The 19121-nt window shown below is 58.0% G+C and carries 13 protein-coding genes; 5 read left to right on the forward strand and 8 right to left on the reverse strand.

Features of this window, described 5'->3' with window-relative positions; genetic code table 11:
- Positions 1–160 precede the first annotated feature (160 nt).
- Both PVW46_RS20590 and PVW46_RS20595 read right to left on the reverse strand, forming a co-directional pair.
- Entirely contained in the window at positions 161–1948 is a 1788-nt protein-coding gene (locus tag PVW46_RS20590; RefSeq protein WP_274577366.1) for a phospholipase D-like domain-containing protein, read from the reverse strand.
- Positions 1945–5097, reverse strand: coding sequence for a DEAD/DEAH box helicase (locus tag PVW46_RS20595; RefSeq protein WP_274577367.1), 3153 nt, complete (start codon positions 5095–5097; stop codon positions 1945–1947). The genes PVW46_RS20590 and PVW46_RS20595 overlap by 4 nt, the downstream gene beginning before the upstream one ends.
- On the opposite strand from PVW46_RS20595, the gene PVW46_RS20600 reads away from it, so the two are divergent.
- Positions 5062–5658, forward strand: coding sequence for a hypothetical protein (locus PVW46_RS20600; protein WP_274577368.1), 597 nt, complete (start codon positions 5062–5064; stop codon positions 5656–5658). The two genes, PVW46_RS20595 and PVW46_RS20600, sit on opposite strands and share 36 nt — an antisense overlap.
- Here the strand turns inward: PVW46_RS20600 and PVW46_RS20605 are convergent.
- The 5 genes from PVW46_RS20605 to PVW46_RS20625 form a co-directional block, all read right to left on the reverse strand.
- Positions 5640–7703 (reverse strand): AAA family ATPase, encoded by a 2064-nt coding sequence (locus PVW46_RS20605; protein WP_274577369.1) that lies wholly within the window; start codon positions 7701–7703, stop codon positions 5640–5642. The genes PVW46_RS20600 and PVW46_RS20605 overlap by 19 nt on opposite strands.
- On the reverse strand, positions 7700–8272 hold the full coding sequence (locus PVW46_RS20610; protein WP_274577370.1) for a hypothetical protein: 573 nt from the start codon (positions 8270–8272) through the stop codon (positions 7700–7702). Before PVW46_RS20610 ends, PVW46_RS20605 begins: the two co-directional genes overlap by 4 nt.
- Entirely contained in the window at positions 8230–9513 is a 1284-nt protein-coding gene (locus tag PVW46_RS20615; protein ID WP_274577372.1) for an SIR2 family protein, read from the reverse strand. The genes PVW46_RS20610 and PVW46_RS20615 overlap by 43 nt, the downstream gene beginning before the upstream one ends.
- Before the next feature lie 63 nt (positions 9514–9576).
- Positions 9577–9936: an XRE family transcriptional regulator gene (locus PVW46_RS20620; RefSeq protein ID WP_274577392.1), complete on the reverse strand. Its 360-nt coding sequence runs from the start codon at positions 9934–9936 to the stop codon at positions 9577–9579.
- Positions 9937–9941: 5 nt separating this feature from the next.
- On the reverse strand, positions 9942–10139 hold the full coding sequence (locus PVW46_RS20625; protein WP_274577374.1) for a type II toxin-antitoxin system RelE/ParE family toxin: 198 nt from the start codon (positions 10137–10139) through the stop codon (positions 9942–9944).
- A 293-nt stretch (positions 10140–10432) separates the two neighbouring features.
- On the opposite strand from PVW46_RS20625, the gene PVW46_RS20630 reads away from it, so the two are divergent.
- The 4 genes from PVW46_RS20630 to PVW46_RS20645 all read left to right on the forward strand — a co-directional run bounded on the left by PVW46_RS20630 (position 10433) and on the right by PVW46_RS20645 (position 17194).
- Positions 10433–11653, forward strand: a complete 1221-nt coding sequence (locus PVW46_RS20630) for an ATP-binding protein (protein ID WP_274577375.1) — start codon at positions 10433–10435, stop codon at positions 11651–11653.
- Positions 11654–11744: 91 nt separating this feature from the next.
- Positions 11745–15731: an nSTAND3 domain-containing NTPase gene (locus PVW46_RS20635; RefSeq protein ID WP_274577376.1), complete on the forward strand. Its 3987-nt coding sequence runs from the start codon at positions 11745–11747 to the stop codon at positions 15729–15731.
- Positions 15732–15803: 72 nt separating this feature from the next.
- Positions 15804–16886, forward strand: coding sequence for a hypothetical protein (locus PVW46_RS20640; RefSeq protein ID WP_274577377.1), 1083 nt, complete (start codon positions 15804–15806; stop codon positions 16884–16886).
- An 11-nt stretch (positions 16887–16897) separates the two neighbouring features.
- Positions 16898–17194, forward strand: coding sequence for a hypothetical protein (locus tag PVW46_RS20645; protein ID WP_274577378.1), 297 nt, complete (start codon positions 16898–16900; stop codon positions 17192–17194).
- A gap of 303 nt (positions 17195–17497) precedes the next feature.
- Here PVW46_RS20645 and PVW46_RS20650 read toward each other — a convergent pair whose 3' ends face one another.
- Entirely contained in the window at positions 17498–19033 is a 1536-nt protein-coding gene (locus tag PVW46_RS20650) for a restriction endonuclease (RefSeq protein ID WP_274577379.1), read from the reverse strand.
- Positions 19034–19121 lie beyond the last annotated feature (88 nt).

A 19121-nucleotide genomic window follows, 5' to 3' on the forward strand; every position in this document is an offset into this window, starting at 1 on the left:
GTAAGTGTGGGGGCGGCACACCGCTTACATTCAAGAGAGACGTAGAGGTGTGAAGTCGATCCCAATGTAAGACGCGAAGGTTCCCGAGGATAGGAAACCTACTAATGCCGAACGTTCCTGGCTGCTCAGATTGATCTTTCGCCGCAAGAACCGCGATCGGTCACGCACTACTTTCATTCTGTGCAGCTGCTAGTTCCGGAAAAATCTCTTCAAGCCGCTCAAGGGCAGCGGATGCGATCCCCGGAGCATGGATGTGAACACCGATTTCTCCCCACGGGAAATCAGCATCCGTTGAGGCCGATGCCCAGTTCAAACTCGTAACAATAAAGTCATCGATATCCCAAGCAAGGAACTTGCCGTGTAAGGGAATCTTTTTGGTTTTCGCCAGCGCCAGTCCATTTGTCCGAGCCTCTTGAGCCAGTGCTCGGGCGTGACGGTTTTTCAGGGGACCGCTGGGTTGCGTATAGAGCACGATGGCGTCGACGCCATCACGGCGGCTGGCGACCTCTCCCTGCATGAGAGCACCGGGGCGCGCGGTCGAACCGAGCCGATTGCTCCCGATTACGAACTTCTGCCTGGCGGAGCTGCTGGCAGTTCGAATGAGCCGGTCGTGCGCCTCACCGGTGATTATCGAAAGACGGGCGTCTCCGTCTTGACTAGGCATGCGCCGCAAGTCCCGAGCCGTGAGCGCCAGCTCCGTGGCTATGTCGTCCGCGAGACCCCGCCGTCCCGTCAAACGCTGGAGTGCCGTCGCAACATCTGCGACGGCGTGTTGATTGCGAAGGATGACGCTGAGCTCGACCGCTTGGAATGGCGACGAAAGCCAATTGCATGAGCCGACGACTGCAAGCCAGCCCTCTTCAGCAGTGTCAACCAGCATCAGTTTGGCGTGCGAACCGGTGGTTCGCATATGAACACGGAACCGCCCACGCATGTGAGGGTTTTCACTGATCGTCTTGGCGATTTGTATGGCGGCGGTGGCGTTTCTGCGTTCGGTGTCGTCGTCCTTCTCTGCGCCCCACAGCAGGTCGAAGGTCACGCCACGCGAGCAAGCTTCCTGAATGGGCTCGACCAATTCTCCAAAGCGTACAGCGTCAAGAAAGGTCGAGTGAATGATGACACGGCGATAGGCTTGGGCGAGCAAGTTTTCCAAACAGGTTCGTTGCGCTGAACCACCGATAACCAAATCGTCTGGATCGAATGCGCCAGTATGGGCGCGTGGTTCTTGGTCAGTGTCTTCGCGCGGTCCCGCATAGGTCACGGGCACGCGAGTCGTGCCAGGGGGCAAAGCCGCTGTTTCTTGAATTACTTGGCGAAGTTTGGGGCCAGCTGTTTCCGGCAATCCCTGGGGAACGCCATCGGTAACTCGAAACACCATGAATTCGTTGTCGCGCATTGTAGCGGTGCGCCCGTCGATGAGCGCGATTTGCTCATCCAGGCCACGCGTCGCGATGTCGGCGAGCCGGTTGAGATTCGCCTCGTGCGAGACTGATGGACCACCTTCGTCAACCGTGATTGTTCGGACTTCGGCGCCGTCTTTACGGGCAGCGTCGATCTTGTGTTGATTCATCAGTCGAATCTGCCGGGTAGGGAAGAAGTCGCCGGTCGCCCACTCGATGACGAAGCTGACACGCCGGGAAACGCGTTTCGGAAAGAAGGGAAGGGGGTCGCCGCTGCTGACCGATTTGAAGCCATAATCGCTTGCTCTGAATGCGACGCCTCCGCGTGTGAAGGCGACTTCAACGAGTCGAAAGCGCATCAGACGTGCAATGGAAGCGACAATAATCTGGTGCGGTAGGTTGGCTTCCTCCGCAAGCGCTCCGACTGATTTGGATTGCCGCGTGATCGACCAGAGCACGAGTTCGTCGATAACGCTCCACGCGCGACCACGATCGATCCCGACCTTGCAGCCAATGCGGAAGACAGGAATTGCAATCAGAACGGTCATGAGCGCGCACGCAAAACAGGCGGCTCGATAATCGATGCCAAGGGTGTGCCATTGCGCTTTCGGGTGCTTAGATCCGTGATCGCCGCCAAGGTGTCATCGAGAAATGAAAGGCTATGAGTTTCGGCTTCGGGATTGACACCCCTGACGGCCTCTCGCAGGAACGAGAGGCTCCCAACCAGGAAGAGTTGCCACTTAGCGCGACTGAGGGCGACGTTCATGCGTCGCCGGTCTCGGAGAAAGCCGAGTGCCCGTCCTCCCGTCATGGCGTTGTTTCGAACGAGCGACAGAATGACGACGTCGGCCTCGCTGCCCTGAAAAGAGTCCACGGTTCCGACAAACGCTCCGTTGCTTTGAGCTGACGCGAACTGCTTCAGATGTGCGAGGTCACCGGCGAGTCCTGCACTGACGCGCTGGTGAAGCTTGTCGACCTGGGCCTTGTAGGGCGAGAGGATCGCGAGAGAAGGCGGGATGTCGCTGACATTCGCTCTCAGCAAACGGAGAACATCAATGACAGCGTCAACTTCGCTCGGATTGTGCCAGCGGGGCCGCGCGTGCTCGAAGGTTTCGGCGAGTCCGGTTGAACTGACGTGCGGGAAGTCGACCACGACAACAGGTGAACGCGGCAGCGAGCCTGTCTGGAGGATGGGCGGTGCTTCCTGTTCGGCGGACAATGCACGATTTGCCTCTGTGATGAGCTTCCCATCGTAGAAGGCCTTCGAGACGATCTCGGCGATCGCTGGGTCCATTCTGCGTTGTTCGGTCAAGGTTGCAGCGATGGGGCGATGACCGGGATTGGCGTGCCCACGCCGGACGTCCTCGTCAACGAATGTGCGGAAGGGTTCGAGAAGACGGAGCGCGATATCTGAAAGGGCCTTCAGTCCCTCCGAGTCGGCCAAGATACCCTCCAGCTCATCCAATTCGCCATCGCGAAGCAGCGGACCAATCATTTGCTCGGCGATGCCAAGTGTCTCGCTCACGAGACTGTGGTCGCTTAGGATCTTGATGAGGCGGTCGGCGTCGAATGGGGGCAATTGGTGATGATCGCCGATCAGCAGCCTACGACCGGAAAGCATCAGCGGGCCGACGAGCTCTGGTCCGATGGCCTTTGAGGCTTCTTCCACGATAACCCAATCAAACTGCTCCCGTGTTTCGACGAGCCGTTCTATGTCCGGTGAGTTAGCCGTCGAGACGACAATGTTAGCGCCATCAAGGACCAGGCTCGAGATAGCGCCTAAGCCCGATCTGTGATCACGGTCGATGGAAGCCTTTGCCGTTTCGAATTTTGCGGCGGCGTCCCGGAGGGTCGAAACGCGGTCTCGAAAGGCCTGCGGCGCGTCGCGTACCATTGCGCTGGTGGAGAGGCGTTCGAGATATTCCAAGCTGGCGAGATGAATCTCCTCGTCGCTTGTCGGGCGTTGATCTGAAGTCGTGGACCGAACGACGAGAACATCGTTCATGTCTCCAGCGTTCAGAGTTTCTTTTATTTTTCCCAATAGGCCGTCGAGCGCATCGTGCCCTTGAGCCGAGACAAGCATGCGACTCGAGCGATCCGCAGCGAAACGTCGGCGCACGACCTCTGTGGCCAGTTTCGTTTTTCCGACGCCGGGAGGCCCGACTACAAAGTAGGATGGCAAGGTCGCCCATATGCCGGACAGAGCATCCTGTTTGGGCCGATCCAAATCGAGAAAGGTCGGATCCTCGCGGTCTTCTTCAGTCAGTTCTTCCCGACTGGAGCGTCGAACCCGCCACGGATCGGCCAGCATCTGGGACAAATCGATGCGCGTGTCCAGTGCCTTGATGTTCCGCAGGCGTCGCGCGATCACTTGTTCGGTACCGGTATCGCGTTCGGTGCGCAGGAAATAATGTTTATCCTCTGGCAGTTCCTCGTCGATCTCGAAACAATAGGCGCGGCGCCCGCGATTATCGGTCGCCTCCAAGAAACTGGCGACCACGTCGCCAGCGCGTGTCGCTCCAAAACTCGCAGCCTGACTGATGCGCCATTTGGCGTCTGCGTCCGGATGTTCGTCCTCGAACAGCCGTTTTAGGGCCGTAGCGCTTTCGGACATCCCGATGCGTTTCGCGGTTTGATCGCGATCATTACCAGGCTCCGCTCGAAGAACGATGTAGCGACGCCCGTCTTGTCGGCCTTTGTCGAGGATCTCGATCGGATAGACGTCGAGGGCCTTGACGACCGCTTCAACAATTTGCACCAAGAGCAAGCCGCGTCGGATCGCAGCGCTTTCATCCTGACTGCCGACTTCCTGTCCAGATTCGGCGAAGGCGCTCCAGTCAAGCGCCTGGGGTCCTATGCGGCCGCGCGTCTCTTTGGCTTCGCGCGCGTTCGCAGCGACAATGACAGATTGGGCTATGTCATGCTCTTCTGTGTCGCCCAGACTGAAGATTTCGTCTCTGACCGCGATCGCCTGACATACGCCTATATCCCAGACGGCAGCGCCTTCGTCACGAAAAGCCCGCACGCGGTAGATCATGTTGCTGGTCAACAGCTTTAGCCATGTGCTCGCTGGATCAAATTGCCGGGGCACGAGGAGGGTGGCGCCGCCATCGATGTCGGCCTGTGCCCACTCGAGTTGACGTCGATATTCGTCGATAGCAATTTCGCCGTCGGTCGCGTCGTAGACGGCTTCACCGAGACGCGATTGCTGATCAAATGTCAGAATGAAGGCGCCTGCATGGGCCGACGTTGCTCGACTGACGCCCGGAATTAGGTCATCGATGGCGCGTCCGATCGAGGCGGCGTCGAGTTGGTCCATCCGTGCGGGCGAGATGAGGCGCTTTAGCAGTACGCGTTCTGCAACGTGCAGTTCGAGTGGCGCCTCGAGGTCGGCGCGCGTCTGGATCTCGCCGGAGGAGCGGACCTCCGCCTCCAAGCATTCCGCAACGAGTAGGCCCAACTGCCGCCAATCCTCGGCGAAGGAGTAGCATTCGGTGCGGTGGAGTGCTGCGGCAGCGCCGACCCTGGCGTGAGAGCGATCATCCGTATCGGCGGTCAGCCAGAGGCTCCACTCGAAGCCAGTAAGCTGAAAGTCCGGTTCGTCCGCCCCTTCCGTCATGATCGAGGCGGCGGACAGTCGTCCGTGCACGAGGCCTTGGGCGTGGATGATGCCGAGAGCCGTGACGATGCGCTTCATGTTGCGCCAAAACAGAGCGCGTGGTCGCGGTGCACCGAGACTTCGCAACCAGTGTTGCCGTGGCACGCGGCGTCGCCGCTCGCTCAGCGGCTGACCGACACGATTAAGAACCACGCCGAAATCCTCATCGTCCTCAACAAATTCAAGGACGTCGACGATTACATCTCGCGCTCCGGAGTAGGACATCACGCGCTGAACCTGGCGCGTCTCATGCAGCCAGAGTTGGCGCAGATCGTCATCGACGGCTTCGCCGGTCTTTTTCCAGAGCTTCAGTGTGCGCGCCGCGCCCGACGCACGATCCTCGACCTCGAAGAGGGTAGGAATAAGTGCGTTCCTGTCGCCCGCAGCAACGCCGTCGCCGACAAAGTCGAACCGGTCATCCAGGGATACTTTTTTCTTTCTCGTTTTCCTTACGCCCATCGTCCCGCCGCTCCACTATTCGGATTTTTCAGCTTCGGCCGTGATGAATGTACGGCTGCACAAAACCGAACCAAGAACGAATGGGACGCGAAGCGGTGTCTGAAGTTCTCAAAGTCCAATTCTCAGTTTCCTACGACCTGAAGACCTCCATCGCGCCGCAAGACCCCGACAGGCATAGGGGCGATCTCAGTTTCGTTGACGAGAACATTCGAACCTTTCGGCCCGAGATCAATATCGATACGCCGGCCGCTCTGCGATGGGGTGCTATGCAAACGGCGGCATAGGAGGTCGGCGAGGGCAGGGTCCTCGACCGCGCAAATAATCTGACGCTCGTCGACGCGCAAAGCGGCGAGGACCTCCACGAGCTGCAGTGCTCTGAAATCGTCGATATGCTGGACTGGATCGTCGAGGAGGAGTGATCTCAATGGTGTCCAGCCGCGAGAAAGATGGACGGACAACAGGAACGCCAAACCAGCGGCGCGGCGCTGGCCGCTGCTGAAGACAAACTGAGGATTGAGCCCATCGCCGACCTTGAGGCTGAGGAATCGGCGTACATCACCCCGGATGCTGTAATCGATCGTGCGCCAATCGGCGTGAGGACGCAGACGCTGGTACAGCTCGTTAAGCAACGGACTGATTTGGGCGAGACGTTCGTCGATTATCTCGGCGCTGACGCGTTTGACGCTTCGCTCGATTTCACGGGCTGCCGTTGCAGCGCTCTGGGATTGGCTGACGGCGTCGGCAAGGCTGTCGATTTCGGAGCGCAGCCCGGCGATGTCTGATTCGATCGATGAAATGCGGGATACGGATTGAGACGCATCCAGGACGTGAAGGGCACGTTCCAGATCGATCAGCAGATCCCGTTCACGACCGATTTCCCTTTCGAGACCATCGACGTCATTGATAAACTGATGGTCCAAGTCATTCAGATCGAAGAACTCGACATGTGCTTCTTCCTGCGCCCTAAGTCTTTGCTCCGCCTCGGTGTGGGAGCGGACCATTTCCTCGGCGGCATCGAGATCGAGTGACGGTTGTCGCGCGGCTTCCCTAGCTGCGGCGAGAGCGTCTCGGGCCGCTTGGACGCCGGATGAAAGAGTTGCGATGCGCCGGCGTGCGGCTTCTAAACCGGCCGAAAACTCCTCGGAAGTTCTGTGTGCCGCACACAATGGGCAGTGGTCTTCATGTAGACCCAGGCGCTCGCCATGCTCTACGAGAAGTGTGAGGGATGCCGCGACAGCGTCGGCGTCTTCTTCCTGTGTGAGCCGACGTTCGGCTTCGGTAACGGCTGCGTCAGCATCATCTTTGGCCTTTTGCGCGGAATCTCGACCGGTGAGCGCCGCTCGTCGTTCGTCGACCGCTTCCTGGCTGTTGAACGTCTTTTGTTCAATCTCAAGCTCGCGTGCCAATTGCAGCGCTTCGCTCATATGCGCGAGCCGGGTCCGTCGGTCGGCGAGGGCGGTTCGCCCGCTCTCGAGCTGGGACGTGACGTCCGACGATACGTTCGATATCGCGGCGGAAACTGTTTGCAGCGCGGCCGCTAGATCGCCTGATCGGCTCAGGGCAGCTTGGGCTTCTGACTGCTGCGCGATGCGGTTTGACAGCCTTGATCGTGCAGCCTCGTAAATCTCTTCATTGCGCGCATGCGCCTTGTCCGCAGCTGCCACAACTTCCTTGGCCTTGGCCGCCGATTCCGTATCCTCGACCGCCCCAAGTGCGGAGCGGACGAGATCAAACCTCTCGGTTTCGGTCAGGTCGAGACTGAGAGCGGCAATCCATTCGTCTCGAATGATGGATGTTCGCGTAAGTTGCCTGAGCGCGTCATCCGGCGCTGCGCCGGCGCATAAGGCGGCGTGGATTTCCTCGACCGAACGATCGGCACCGCTTTCTCTGGAACGCGTGATCGTAAACGGCTTGTCGTCATCGGAGAGGAACGAGACGGTGACATAATGTGCGGCCGGTTTTCCTTCACCTCTCCACCACAGATAGTCGCTGAGGCTTTCTTTTGCTGATTTTTCGACCGTGTATTTTTCGATCGATCCCGTGATCGCGAACTCGACGGCGTCGCAAAGCGTGCTCTTGCCGACACCGTTGCGTCCGGTAATGATCGTGAAACCGCTACCGAACTCGACGCGCACCTTGTCGCGAAAACCTCGAAAGCCGCAGAGTTCCAGAAAGTCGATCCTCACGAGTCTTCTCCGAGAATTCGCGCGACTTCAATGCTTGAAGTATCACTTAGGAACGCTGTTACGGCATCCTGCGGCAAGTCCTTCAGCCTGGAGCGAAGTCGGTCGTTGAAATTTGACGCGCCCAAGGACGGTTTGGAACGAATGGAAATCAGCGGCAGCAACGCCCGCTCGACATCATCGACGGTACGGACAGACTCGCGCGCGATTTTCCGCGTGAGCTCAAAGTCTTCCTCTATCCTCTCGATGGCGCGCGTTTGGTCGGGAGCCGACTCAGCGGTGAGAAACAGGGAATAAACGTTCCAGGCTTTTGCCCCGGCAGCGCGCAAGGCAGCCGCATGCCGCGCGAGAACATGTTTTTGTCTCGTCTCCCATTCGTCCAGCAAAGCGCGGGCAGAGTCGAAAACATGTACAAAGCCCATGAGGGCGGCGCTTTCAAAGCATGTGACCGGCGACGACGTGCCGGTTGAGACCCAAGTATCGTATTGGGCATCCCTCAGGACGATTTCGACTTGCGTTGGAATATCCATCAGATGTTCAGCTCCGCCCGCGCGCTCGGTAGGTCCATCCATGTCCCGGCAGCTCCAGGCCGCACAACGTCGCCAGCGCGTCCGCCACGCACGACATTGCTGGGAACACCGAGATCGGTAGCGCCCACGGCGACCACAATGTCCGCTTTGATCGCCGTCGGGGGCTCTATGAAGCGGGCGCGAAGCGAGCCCAGGATGCGATCGGCACCGTTGATGACGCGTATCATGCGCCCGTTCAAATCGTACCCGCCCGTCCGCTCGACAGCGCCCGCTCGCCGGAGCAGAAGATGGAAAAATCCGAGTGTTTCGCTGTTGCCGGGACGGATCCGAGTGGCGGGTTCGGCGCTTGAAACGCCCTCGGCGTCTCTTCGCCATGCATAGAGAGTCTCGCTGTCAAATTCCTCCATGATGAGCCAGTCGGGATTGCAGGGAGCGCCGGTGGCTTCCTCGATAGCGTCTTTTCCGGCGGCGAGAACTTGCCGCAGATAACTCGTGGAATATGCGCGTCTTAGATCATCAAGGACGTCGGCGCCGGATTCCTGCACATGCTCGAAGACCACATTCTCGGCATGAGCGATATTCCAAAGATCGGGAGCTTTATCTTCCAGGGCGTCGGTGGGAGAGAGATCGACGACCGTGACGGATAGCGGTTGCACGTCGACGAGTGCTGTGCCGAGCACCGCATTTAGATAGTCCCAGTCCGACCAGAAGCCGACGACCAGGAGGTCTTTTTGCCTCAGGTTTGCCGCCATCCAGGTTTTGCTCTTGTCTATGCGCGCGGCAATCGTCTGGTCGGCAAGCTGCGATGGCGCCCAGACGGTAGAATTTCGGTCCCGATTCTCGCAACCGTGGAACTTGAGCAGCGGGCCTCGATGAGTGGCGTCGACCATGGCCTCGTCGCCATCCAAAGATCCCCGAAATTCGGAACCATAGTCCCAGGCCCGCCTCTCAATAAGCGTGTCATAGTTGCTGGAAATACCGGCAACGGCGGCTCGAGTGATCAGGAAGTCCGCGATGGCGGCGTGGCCGGCATTTGACGGCTGTACGAAATCCGGCCACGGGACCAGATGCTCGATGAATACGGATTTCAATGTGTTCAGGCCGGCGAAATGCTCCGCGAGGGCCTCTAGATCTTGACGCAGTGCGAGGTCGCAGTTCGGATCGGACTCAAGGCGATATTTGTCGAAGCATTTTTCTGCAACCGCTCGCGCGGAGGGCAGGTTGCTTGGCGTTGCCATCGATAAACCGGCTCCACAAACCACGAGCAGGCGCCCGGCGTTCATTGATGCGAGTAGTCTTGTTGTTGTCTCCGGACTCAAATCTGCTCCCCCCGGACAGCATGAAATCTATTTGGTGCCTCCACGGCGAGCGGCCTTTTCCGTCGAACTCCGAGCAATATCACCCAGGTGTTGTATGATCATTGGCGGCCGAGATGGGAGTCTCACGGTCAGTTCTAGCTTACCGCCGATTGCTTCGACATAGCTGCGCAACGTCGAGAGGTACATATCGGCTTGTTTTTCGATCTTGGAGACCGATGGTTGTTTTATCTTGAGAACATCGGCAACTTCATCCTGCGCCTTTCCGGCAAGTTTGCGCAGTTCTTGAAGGCCTTCGATTTCCTGCTTGAGTTCGTCGGCGCGGGCCGCCACTTCCTGCTGATGATCTTCAGGAAGGGTCGCGATAATCTCATGTATGTCTCTGCCCATCACGATCAGTCCTTTGTTGCAGACGGCAGCCTTTCCAAGTGTGCGGAAAACCGCTTGTCTGCTTTGGCGATCAGTTGTTCGTAAAGGCGTTTCTGGCTTCCACCGGTCTTGTCGCCTGCGACGAGGATAATCGCCCTTCCTTTCGGGTCGAAAGCGAAAGCCCCTCGCCACTGGCCATCATGCAGGTTGACCTGCTTCGGCATATAGCCTCCAAGCTATATTTTGTCAAGAGCTTTGGTCAGTCGGTCAATTGCCGCCCTCCGCACAAGGCGCGTTGTCAGATTCAGGGCGACGTATGTGGTAGGCTCCGACAAGCCTTCTCTATGGCAGGAACGGCACCGGCGACATGCAGCGCCAGGTTGCCTTTCAGGTTCACTGCATGGTTCTCCGTCTAAAGGCTCTCCCAACGAGCGGAGCGGTAAGTTCCAATTAGCGGGCCGTTGACTTCCAATCAGCCGACATGGATAGTTCCAATTGCCGGAGACTCGGAGATTGGATGTTCAAGCGGTTTGTAGAGCGTCGGGCAGAGGAAGCCCTTTCGGATACGCCCGTGGTTCTCATTGTGGGGCCACGCCGGGCGGGCAAGACGACGCTGGTCAAGAAGATGGGGGAAGCTGGCCGCAGCTACATCACGCTGGACGACCAGACCGTGTTGGACGCTGCCCAGTCCGATCCGGCCGGGTTTATCCGCGGACTGGACCTTGCCATCATCGACGAGATCCAACGCGCCCCGGACCTGTTGCTCGCGATCAAGAAGACAGTCGACGAGGATTACCGCCCCGGCCGTTTTCTTCTTACGGGCTCGGCCAATGTCCTGACCCTGCCGCGGATCGCCGACAGCCTCGCCGGCCGGATGGAAACGCTCCAGATGCTGCCGCTGGCGAGGGCCGAGATCGAGGGCCAGAAACCGACCTTCTTGGAGCGCCTGTTCGATGGGAACCTGCAAAATCAGCGCAACGCAATCATTGGTGATGATCTCGTCAGCGCCGTCTTGCTCGGCGGATTTCCCGAGGCGATTGCACGACAAACCGAGCGGCGAAGGCAGGACTGGGCACGGTCCTACCTCACCTCGATCCTCACCCGCGATCTCAGGGACATCGCAGATGTAGAGAAACTGACTGAGCTTCCGAAATTCGTGCGCCTGCTGGCAGAATACTCGAGCCAGTTGGTCAATTATTCGCAATTCGGGGCCAGCATCAATGTCAGCCACAAGACCGGGCAGCGCTATGTCGGATTGCTCGAACAGGTCTTTCTGATCGCGACACTGCAGCCCTGGTTCACCAATGCGCTGAAGCGCATCGTCAAGACACCGAAGCTGCATTTCCTCGACTCCGGCCTGCTGGCGAGCGCGCGCGGCCTGACCTTCGACAGGGTGAAGGCGGATCGCGGGACGTTCGGCGCCCTCCTGGAAAGCTTCGTGTTCTCGGAAGTGCTCAAGCTGATGACGGCCTCGGACCTGCGGCTGACGCCGCATCACTTTCGGGACCGGGATATGCGCGAGGTCGACATCGTGCTGGAGCGTGACGACGGGATGATCGCCGGCATCGAGGTGAAGGCAAGCGCTACGGTTAAATCCGGCGACTTCGGCGGATTGCGTGCTCTGGCGGAGGCTTGCGGAGACCGTTTCGCTTTCGGCACCGTGCTCTACGATAGCGCGGATGTCGTGCCGTTCGGCGACAAGCTGGCAGCGGCGCCACTGTCATCGCTATGGGGCTGAGGTCAATGCATCTGAGAAAGACGAAGGATAGAACTGGGTTATTTCCACGACATTTCATGTCTAGGCTGTCGGCAACACTGAGGGTTGGGATTTGAGCGCGCCGGATGCAACGTCATCATCGGGCGGGGCCGACGCAGCGCTAGACGGCTTCGAATACCAGATCGGCGTGTCGGTGCTGACGGCCCTCAGATTGATGTTGATCACGAAGTCGGCCGCCCAGATTACGCTCGAACCTGCAAACGAAGAAGATCTGGAGTCCGACCTCGAACCGGCAACGCCGGGCCGTGTCCAGCCAAGTGCCAATATGTCCGACGGCTACAAGCTCGTCGTTCAGGTCAAACTCCGTAATACGGGTCCGTGGTCGATCGGCGGATTCAAGGCACTGCTCAGGCATGGAAAGAAGCGCCGACCGGCAAGGCACCATCTTGATGACCCCGGCACGCGCTACTTGTTGGTTACCAACGCCGACACCACCGGCGTGGCGCGCGATCTGATGGTCGGTGGGTTAGAAGAATGGCCAGAGGAGCACACCTTTCCGGCCAGCCTCTCGTCGACCTTACCCCATTCACCAGCGGGTCGGATTGCCATTTGGGGTGTTCTCAGCGAACGCCTTCTTGATCTCGAGATAAACGATATCCTCGGTTCGTTGCTGCGCGTGCCCAAGAGCCGGCAAGTTGAATGCCGCGCGCGGCTGAGGGATGAGGCGCTTCGGCGCATGCGCGGGACGAGCCCAGGCGTATGGACGCGAGAGGATCTTCTGAGTGTCATACGCGGTTGCGGCGGGTATCTGGCCAGCGCTCCGCAGCTCGAGTCATTCGTGCCGCCGACCAATTTTGGCGACTTGGAAAATCTGCTTGAGCAGCGGAATGCCATCGTGATTACAGGACCTTCTGGTACGGGCAAGACCTGGACAGCATTGGCGCTGATTGACCGGGCGCGGCAGCGGCCGTCTGCTCCTGAAATCATCCAAGTCAATGTCAACAATGGCCCTTCGAGCACAAGGAGCCTTACGGACACTGGACCAAAGCTCTTTTACGTCGAGGATCCATGGGGGCAGTATAGCCTCCGGGGCGGTGCCGACGAATGGACGGAACAGCTTCCCAGATTGTTGCGGGAAGCACATGGCGGGCATCAGTACGTTGTCACCTCGCGATCTGACATGCTCGGTCAGGCGAGAGCTGACCAAGGCCTCAAACGCTGGTCAGTAGTTCTGGATGCGGATCAATATCGCGATGGGGAACTGGCAAGGATTTACGATAAACGCCTCGAGCAATTGGCGAGCGAGCTTCAAGCCAAGGCAATGGAGTTTCGAAAAGAAGCGCTAGACGCGCTCGAAACGCCGTTTGAAGTGGATCTGTTTTTTACACATCTGGCCGACGGCCCGGAGGCAGGTGAGGTGGATCGGGCGTTCTACCGCCGGATTTTAGGGCTGGCACATCGCGATGCGGTCGAAGACGTTGTCGTTGCTTATCTAAAAGCCAGTGATCAAACTGGGACGGCGGCGGTCGTTTGGGCGTTGCTTGCCGCGCGATCACAATTCGATCGCAGTCAACTTATTGGCCTTGGTCGGCAACTGCGGCTCATCGAGCCCGCTTTCATCGACGGGTTGGAGAAGCTGGTAGACCGGCTGGTGGCTACGCGGCATCTGCGCCAACCCGGCCAGACCGTTAGCTTCTCGCATCCGAGCGTGCGCGCAGGTTTCGAAATATTCATACTGGATACCTGGGGGCGCAGCGAAGCTGCCTTCATGGCGATGATTTCGGGCCTGACCCAAATGACCGGTTCGCATCGGGGCTGGGCACTTGAAACTGCGGCCCGTGCGTTCAAAGCAATCATCGATCTCATTTCCGGCGCTGAAAAACTTGATGCGGAGTTTGAGGCCGACCCTGCCAGCCGCGCGGCAATCGATGCATGGCTCGAGGAGAGCCTCGTCGATCCTAAAAGTGATTTTCGGTCTGTGTTGCAATTGAGCTCCGATGTGGGTGGGCAAACGTCGGTTCCCTCGGAACTTGCACGTTGGTTCATCAAGGGCATTCGGCGCGGCGGACAGTTCTTCCTCGACACGTGGAAACCTCCGACTTTCGATGATGAATGGTACGAGCAGGTCTCGGCTGACCCACGGACGTTCACAATCGCTGATCGCTTTGTTCGTGAGCAACTGCCACAGGACCGGGACGGCTTCGGCAATGACTTCGCAAGCAAACTTGATCGACTTGCGAGCGATCTGACACCCGCATTCGTTGCGGCGGCACACAAGCTGGTCACCTCCGGCTTCGACAGAAACGTCAGCGCTGTGGCGGTTGGCGCGGTGCGGGACTTGGATAGTTACGAAAGTGTGCTCAATGCCGCGCTTGACGAACTTGCGAGCCTTGAACGGTATTATGAGCGGGAGGGCAACGAACAATGGCGCGCGATCAGAGACGGCGAATGTGATGAGGCTCACGAGGAAGGCTACCAGTCACATCACGAAGATGACGGGTATGCCGCCAGAATTTTCGTAGAGACTTATGTGCGGCAAATTCGATTTCTTGGCCGCTGGCAAACCTTGGCAGATCATCGTCGCGTATCTGAAATGGGCCGCGCATGGGCCGACGATGTCAGAAAAGCGGGAGGGTCGGTCTCGTTGGAAGAGATTCGGGCCGTCATCGCTACTACGCAGACCAGCGATGACGAGGAATATGCCTGGGAAGCAGCGTGCGAACACTGGAAACCTTCGCTGGCACCGGACCTTGAACAGCGTATCCTGTCTAATCCTGATGACGAGGATGTACGCGCTGCGCTTGTTTATTGCGCTTTGATGAAGGCGCCGGCCACGCTGACCCTCTGCTTTGAACGATTGTCGACAGCGCCTGCGTTGTTCGTACAGCTCTTGGTGGACATGCATGAGGCAAGCCGCCGGATTTCCGGGAAGAGCCGCGCGCGCCGGCTGAAGCCCATTCTGACGTCGCTTCAAAGCGCTGGCACCGAAATATTCGAGGCTCTTCCCGTCAAGGATAAGCCTCCGGGCGCTGTTGGTGAAACAGCCCTGGCGTTACTGAGCGAAGCTGCCACAACGGCGCCGCCTTTTGTCCTCGACAAGATCGTACCGGTAATGATTGCCAGCGGCGCCACTTCTTTGGCTGCTATTCGCCGTTGGCTTCTCGAAACAGAGGACTTTCAGCTCGCCAAGGCAGCCGCCGAGGCCGCAATTGGCATCAATGACGATGCCTTGGCTTGGCTTGCGCTCGGACATGTGCGGGCGGATGCTCGCGAGGCGGTCATCGAGTATCTTTCGTCCAGGCTACCAGATCCTCTGCCGCAACGATTACTGGATCTCTCGCAAGATCCAGGCAGTCGTGTCCGTCGGACCCTGGTTCGCGTTCTTGCAGGTCGGCCACATCCAGTTCATCAACGTGTGCTGATCCGACTGATGAACGATGATTGGTCCGACGCTGCAGCTTTTCACAAAGAACCGCCATCCTATCCTATTGCCCGCGAGGCGATAGGAGGGCTCGCTGCCTATGGCAGCCTGACGGATGAAATTGGGGAAGCGCTATTGAATCTGGCCAAGCGCACAGATGATCGCTCGCTTGGCATGAAAGCGCTGAACACATCCGCTCAATGTTGCGGTCCAGCGATCCGAAAAAAGATTTGGGATTTGGCCCTCATCAACCAGGCCCGGTGGGTACGTGTCGACGCAATTGATGCGTTGTCCTTTGCGGACGTTGTTGAAACCGAAATTCTCGATGCAATAGATGCCAAGCTCATTTTAGAACTACCACCGCCGTTGGCCGCGTCGGCCTGCGTTTTGCTTGCGGTGCAGGGACAGGTCGATGCCGTCGTCGGCACGATGGAGCGGATTGCGCACTCAACAAAGCGCCGTGCGCTGTTGTTGCTAGGTGCTTTCGGACTCGCCGACCGTGACCGTGAAGCGGCTACCGGGCTACTTGCGTTGCTTGAAAAAGGTCATGCGGCGAGTCGGCTTCTCGATCTCGCCGATGGAGAACAGTTGCCGGCATCTGCACTCAGCGACCTGGGGCATATCCGCATCAGAAAGGTGGTCCAGGAATGGCTCAATGAAAAAATCGCCAAGGAGTGAGTCCATCGTCGACCCCATCGGAACAATCGGAGATGTCGCGTGACGCCGCAACCTAAGAATGAGAGACCGGCCATGAAGGCCTTCGATCTGTTTGCTTTGGTGGCCAAATTTGCTCAGCAGAACAATTTAGCGCTCAACGACCCGGCTTTGGTCGACAGATTCTTTGCTGACGCGGCTCCCAGTCTGAAAACAGCGTTGGCTGATCCTACCCTTATTCATGGCGCACGAACGGAACGCATGTTCGAGGCGATGGTGCTCAGCCTCGGAAAATTCCGACTGTTGAAAACAGAGGATATTGGACGAGTCCACGCCGCGACGAGTCTTCGAGCGCCCGATTTTCGGGTTGTGCTCGACGATGGCGAACAATGGCTCATTGAGGTGAAAAACGTCCGATGCGAAGACCCGAAGAGGCAGCGGACGTCGATGTCTGCAAAGTACCTTACTTCGTTGCAAGCCTACGCTGATGCGGTGTGCGTGCCATTGCGCCTTGCTATCTACTGGTCTCGCTGGAACCTCTGGACGGTGATTGCGCCTAAACCGTTTCTGCGGTCCGACGGTGGCCTTCGGATTACTATGACGGGAGCGATCATGGCCAACGAGCTTGGCCGTCTCGGCGACGTGTCGATCTGCACCAGGCCACCGCTGCGGCTCGTTCTCGGCGCCGCTACAGATAAGCCCCGCACCCTTAGCGCCGAGGGGCTGGCCGAGTTCATCATTGGATCCGCTAAGGTCTTTAGCGGCGACGTGGAACTGACTGATCCTCGGGATCGCCGCCTGGCAGAGATACTCTTCCTGTACGGCGAGTGGCCGGTGGAAGGGCCATTCGCCATCATGGGAGATGACGGCATAGCGGGAGTCGAATTTTTGGCCAAACCCGAGGAGCACTCCGATCAAGGTTTTGATGGGGTTGGATGGGCGAGCCGGATATTTACGCGGTATTTCGCGACCAGAACCGTCGACGGAGACCAAGTCATCCAGCTCAATGGCCGAGCGGTGCCCGAGTGGTTCGCACCGCTCGCCGCTTGGGATTTCAAGAGAAGCCAACTTCCGCTTTGGCTTTTCCACCAACAGCCTTCAACTGAAGCGTTGATGTCGGGTGCTGAACGGGAAGGAGGGCAGTTGCCCGAAGCGCCACCTGATATTGCAGATAAATAGGAGGAGCGGCGATGGCAAAAAGACAATTCCGTTCTGACGACAGCCCAAAGGCAGAAGCTGAACGCGAGATAGCTTTGCGCAGTCGGTCAATTGCCGCCCTCCGCGATTCCTTCGGCGCGAAGCAGATCACCCACGTTGTCGTGGCCTATCCGGCAACGAGCAATCACGCGATCGAAGGAGGCCACGCGTCCGTTGCGGCCCGCTTCGGTGATGCAGGCGGCGGCATGATGGAGGGCGACGCGAACGAGGGCGGCTTTCGCTGCGCCTCCACCAGGCCCGTAGAGTTCCGGTGCATTGAAGTCCGATAGGCGGACTTCGATCCATTCGCCTGGATCGGCAGTCTTGCCTACACAGAGGCTGTCGCCGTCTCCGACATATCGCACAATGCCGGAAATCTCTGCGCCAGCCTTGTGTCAGTAAACGGCCTTCGCAGGGGTCAGCCAATGCCGGTGTGGAGAGGCAGGCAGCGGCCAGGACGCGAAGCAGGGAGCGCTTTCGGACGAGGCACGGATCTGTGCCGACGCGTTTGAGCGCGCGGGGACAGAAAAAGCCCTGACTTTGGCACCGTAGGGAACGGCTGTTTGGTGCCTCGGTACTGCAGAGTGTTCAGATCACGACCCAAAGAATTTTCGGCGCAGTTCAGGTCTTTGATTCAGGAACCGTTCGATCTCGAAGGATGAGAAATGCTTCTGCGCAATGTTCCGTCGCTCGCAGATTGCATCTGCGGCGTCGAAGAGCGTGGCGTCGATCGCGGCTGAGGTCATGATGCCGAACCCCTCCGCACCATACTGTTCCAGCATGTCACCGATGTCGGGAACATCACGCTTGCCGAGGGATCTCTTAGAGGTGATCAGTTTGCACTGAAAAACGAACTTCTTGCTTGGCTCCCGGTATGCGACCGGCTGTGTCCAGACGATGATATCGCGCCCACCATCCCTTGAACGGGAATGGCCCATTTTCCTGATCGTTTCATGATCAAATCCGGGATGGCAATATATCAGATCATAGCAAAGGGCTTCGAACTGTTCGTCGTCAAGCGACTGCCAGTTGGACCGATGGTTCTCTGAAACACCAAGGGCACGATCGATACCGGAGGACAGATCGGCAACCTGAAGCCCTAGCTGCTTGGTCTCGAGCATGTCGAGCGCCCGACTTTCAAAAAAAATGTGATGCCACCCTTCCTCGCTGTCCGTGAGGATGATTAGTTCGCCGCTTTCGTGAACGAGGCAGGAGTGTCCCGAGACGGTCTGGTTGACAGGTCCGTATTCTCTCATCGACAGCATCGCTGGCGTGACCGAAAACAGTGGTCGTTGCCATCCAAGGCACAGAACCTGGTCTTCATCGCCAAGAAACGACTGACAGATGCGCGCCTTCAGAAAGCCGTCCAGCGGAAAATGCACGTGAAGATCACCAGCCGTCGCAATGCACACATTGTTCAGCATCGACAGTTTGGCAGAATGGAATTGTGATATCGCCACATCCTGATTGAGTGCGCGAAAAAAGTCATCAAGATCGATCTTGGCGGAAACGATCCAGCTTTCGATTGAGGCGAAAGCATCAGCACCCAGCTGAGCCGAGAAGGCCGATTTGTGAAACCCGAAGCGCCTTTCCGGATATCGCGCGAGATCGGCTTGTACCCAGTCGGATTGTTCGTAGGTATAGTAGGCGCCATTTATCAGATTTGCGTGGTAGTCATCGATCAAGGCTGGAAAGAAGAACTGCCGTTCATCAAGGCTATCCTTGTAACGCTCCATGGTATCAGGATAGTTCTGGAAATAGTCCGAATACAGTTTCGCGATGTCGGGGTCATCGCCACCAAAATGCATGCAGCTTTGGCGCAGTTGGCCAAGGAAGTCTGGCCCGGGATCCTTTCCGTTGAATACGAATTGCGTTCTGTAGGGAGAGGTCGATTGCCGACGCATTGAAAGCGACGGATTTGATACGCAGGCCGCCATGGCTTCCGTGACATAGGAGATGTCCAGAAGATCCTCGCATATCGAAAGATGTTCATTTGCATGTCCTATAGCGTACGAGGGGATAATAATCGTGATCTCGTTAGGACATTGGCAGCCAGCTTCAATCCTTTGGATCACCCTCAAAAGACTATCGGCTTCCAGATCGATCTGAGGAGGAATACTTTCATTCATTGTTGTTGAATTCTGTCCTTATGGCCTCTGTTTGTACGTCATGCTGAAGAAGCAGATCCGTTTTAAAATGAATTGTAACCCGTCCTAC

It is taken from the genome of Mameliella sp. AT18, from assembly GCF_028807275.1.
GTDB classification, from domain to species: Bacteria; Pseudomonadota; Alphaproteobacteria; order Rhodobacterales; family Rhodobacteraceae; genus Antarctobacter; species Antarctobacter albus.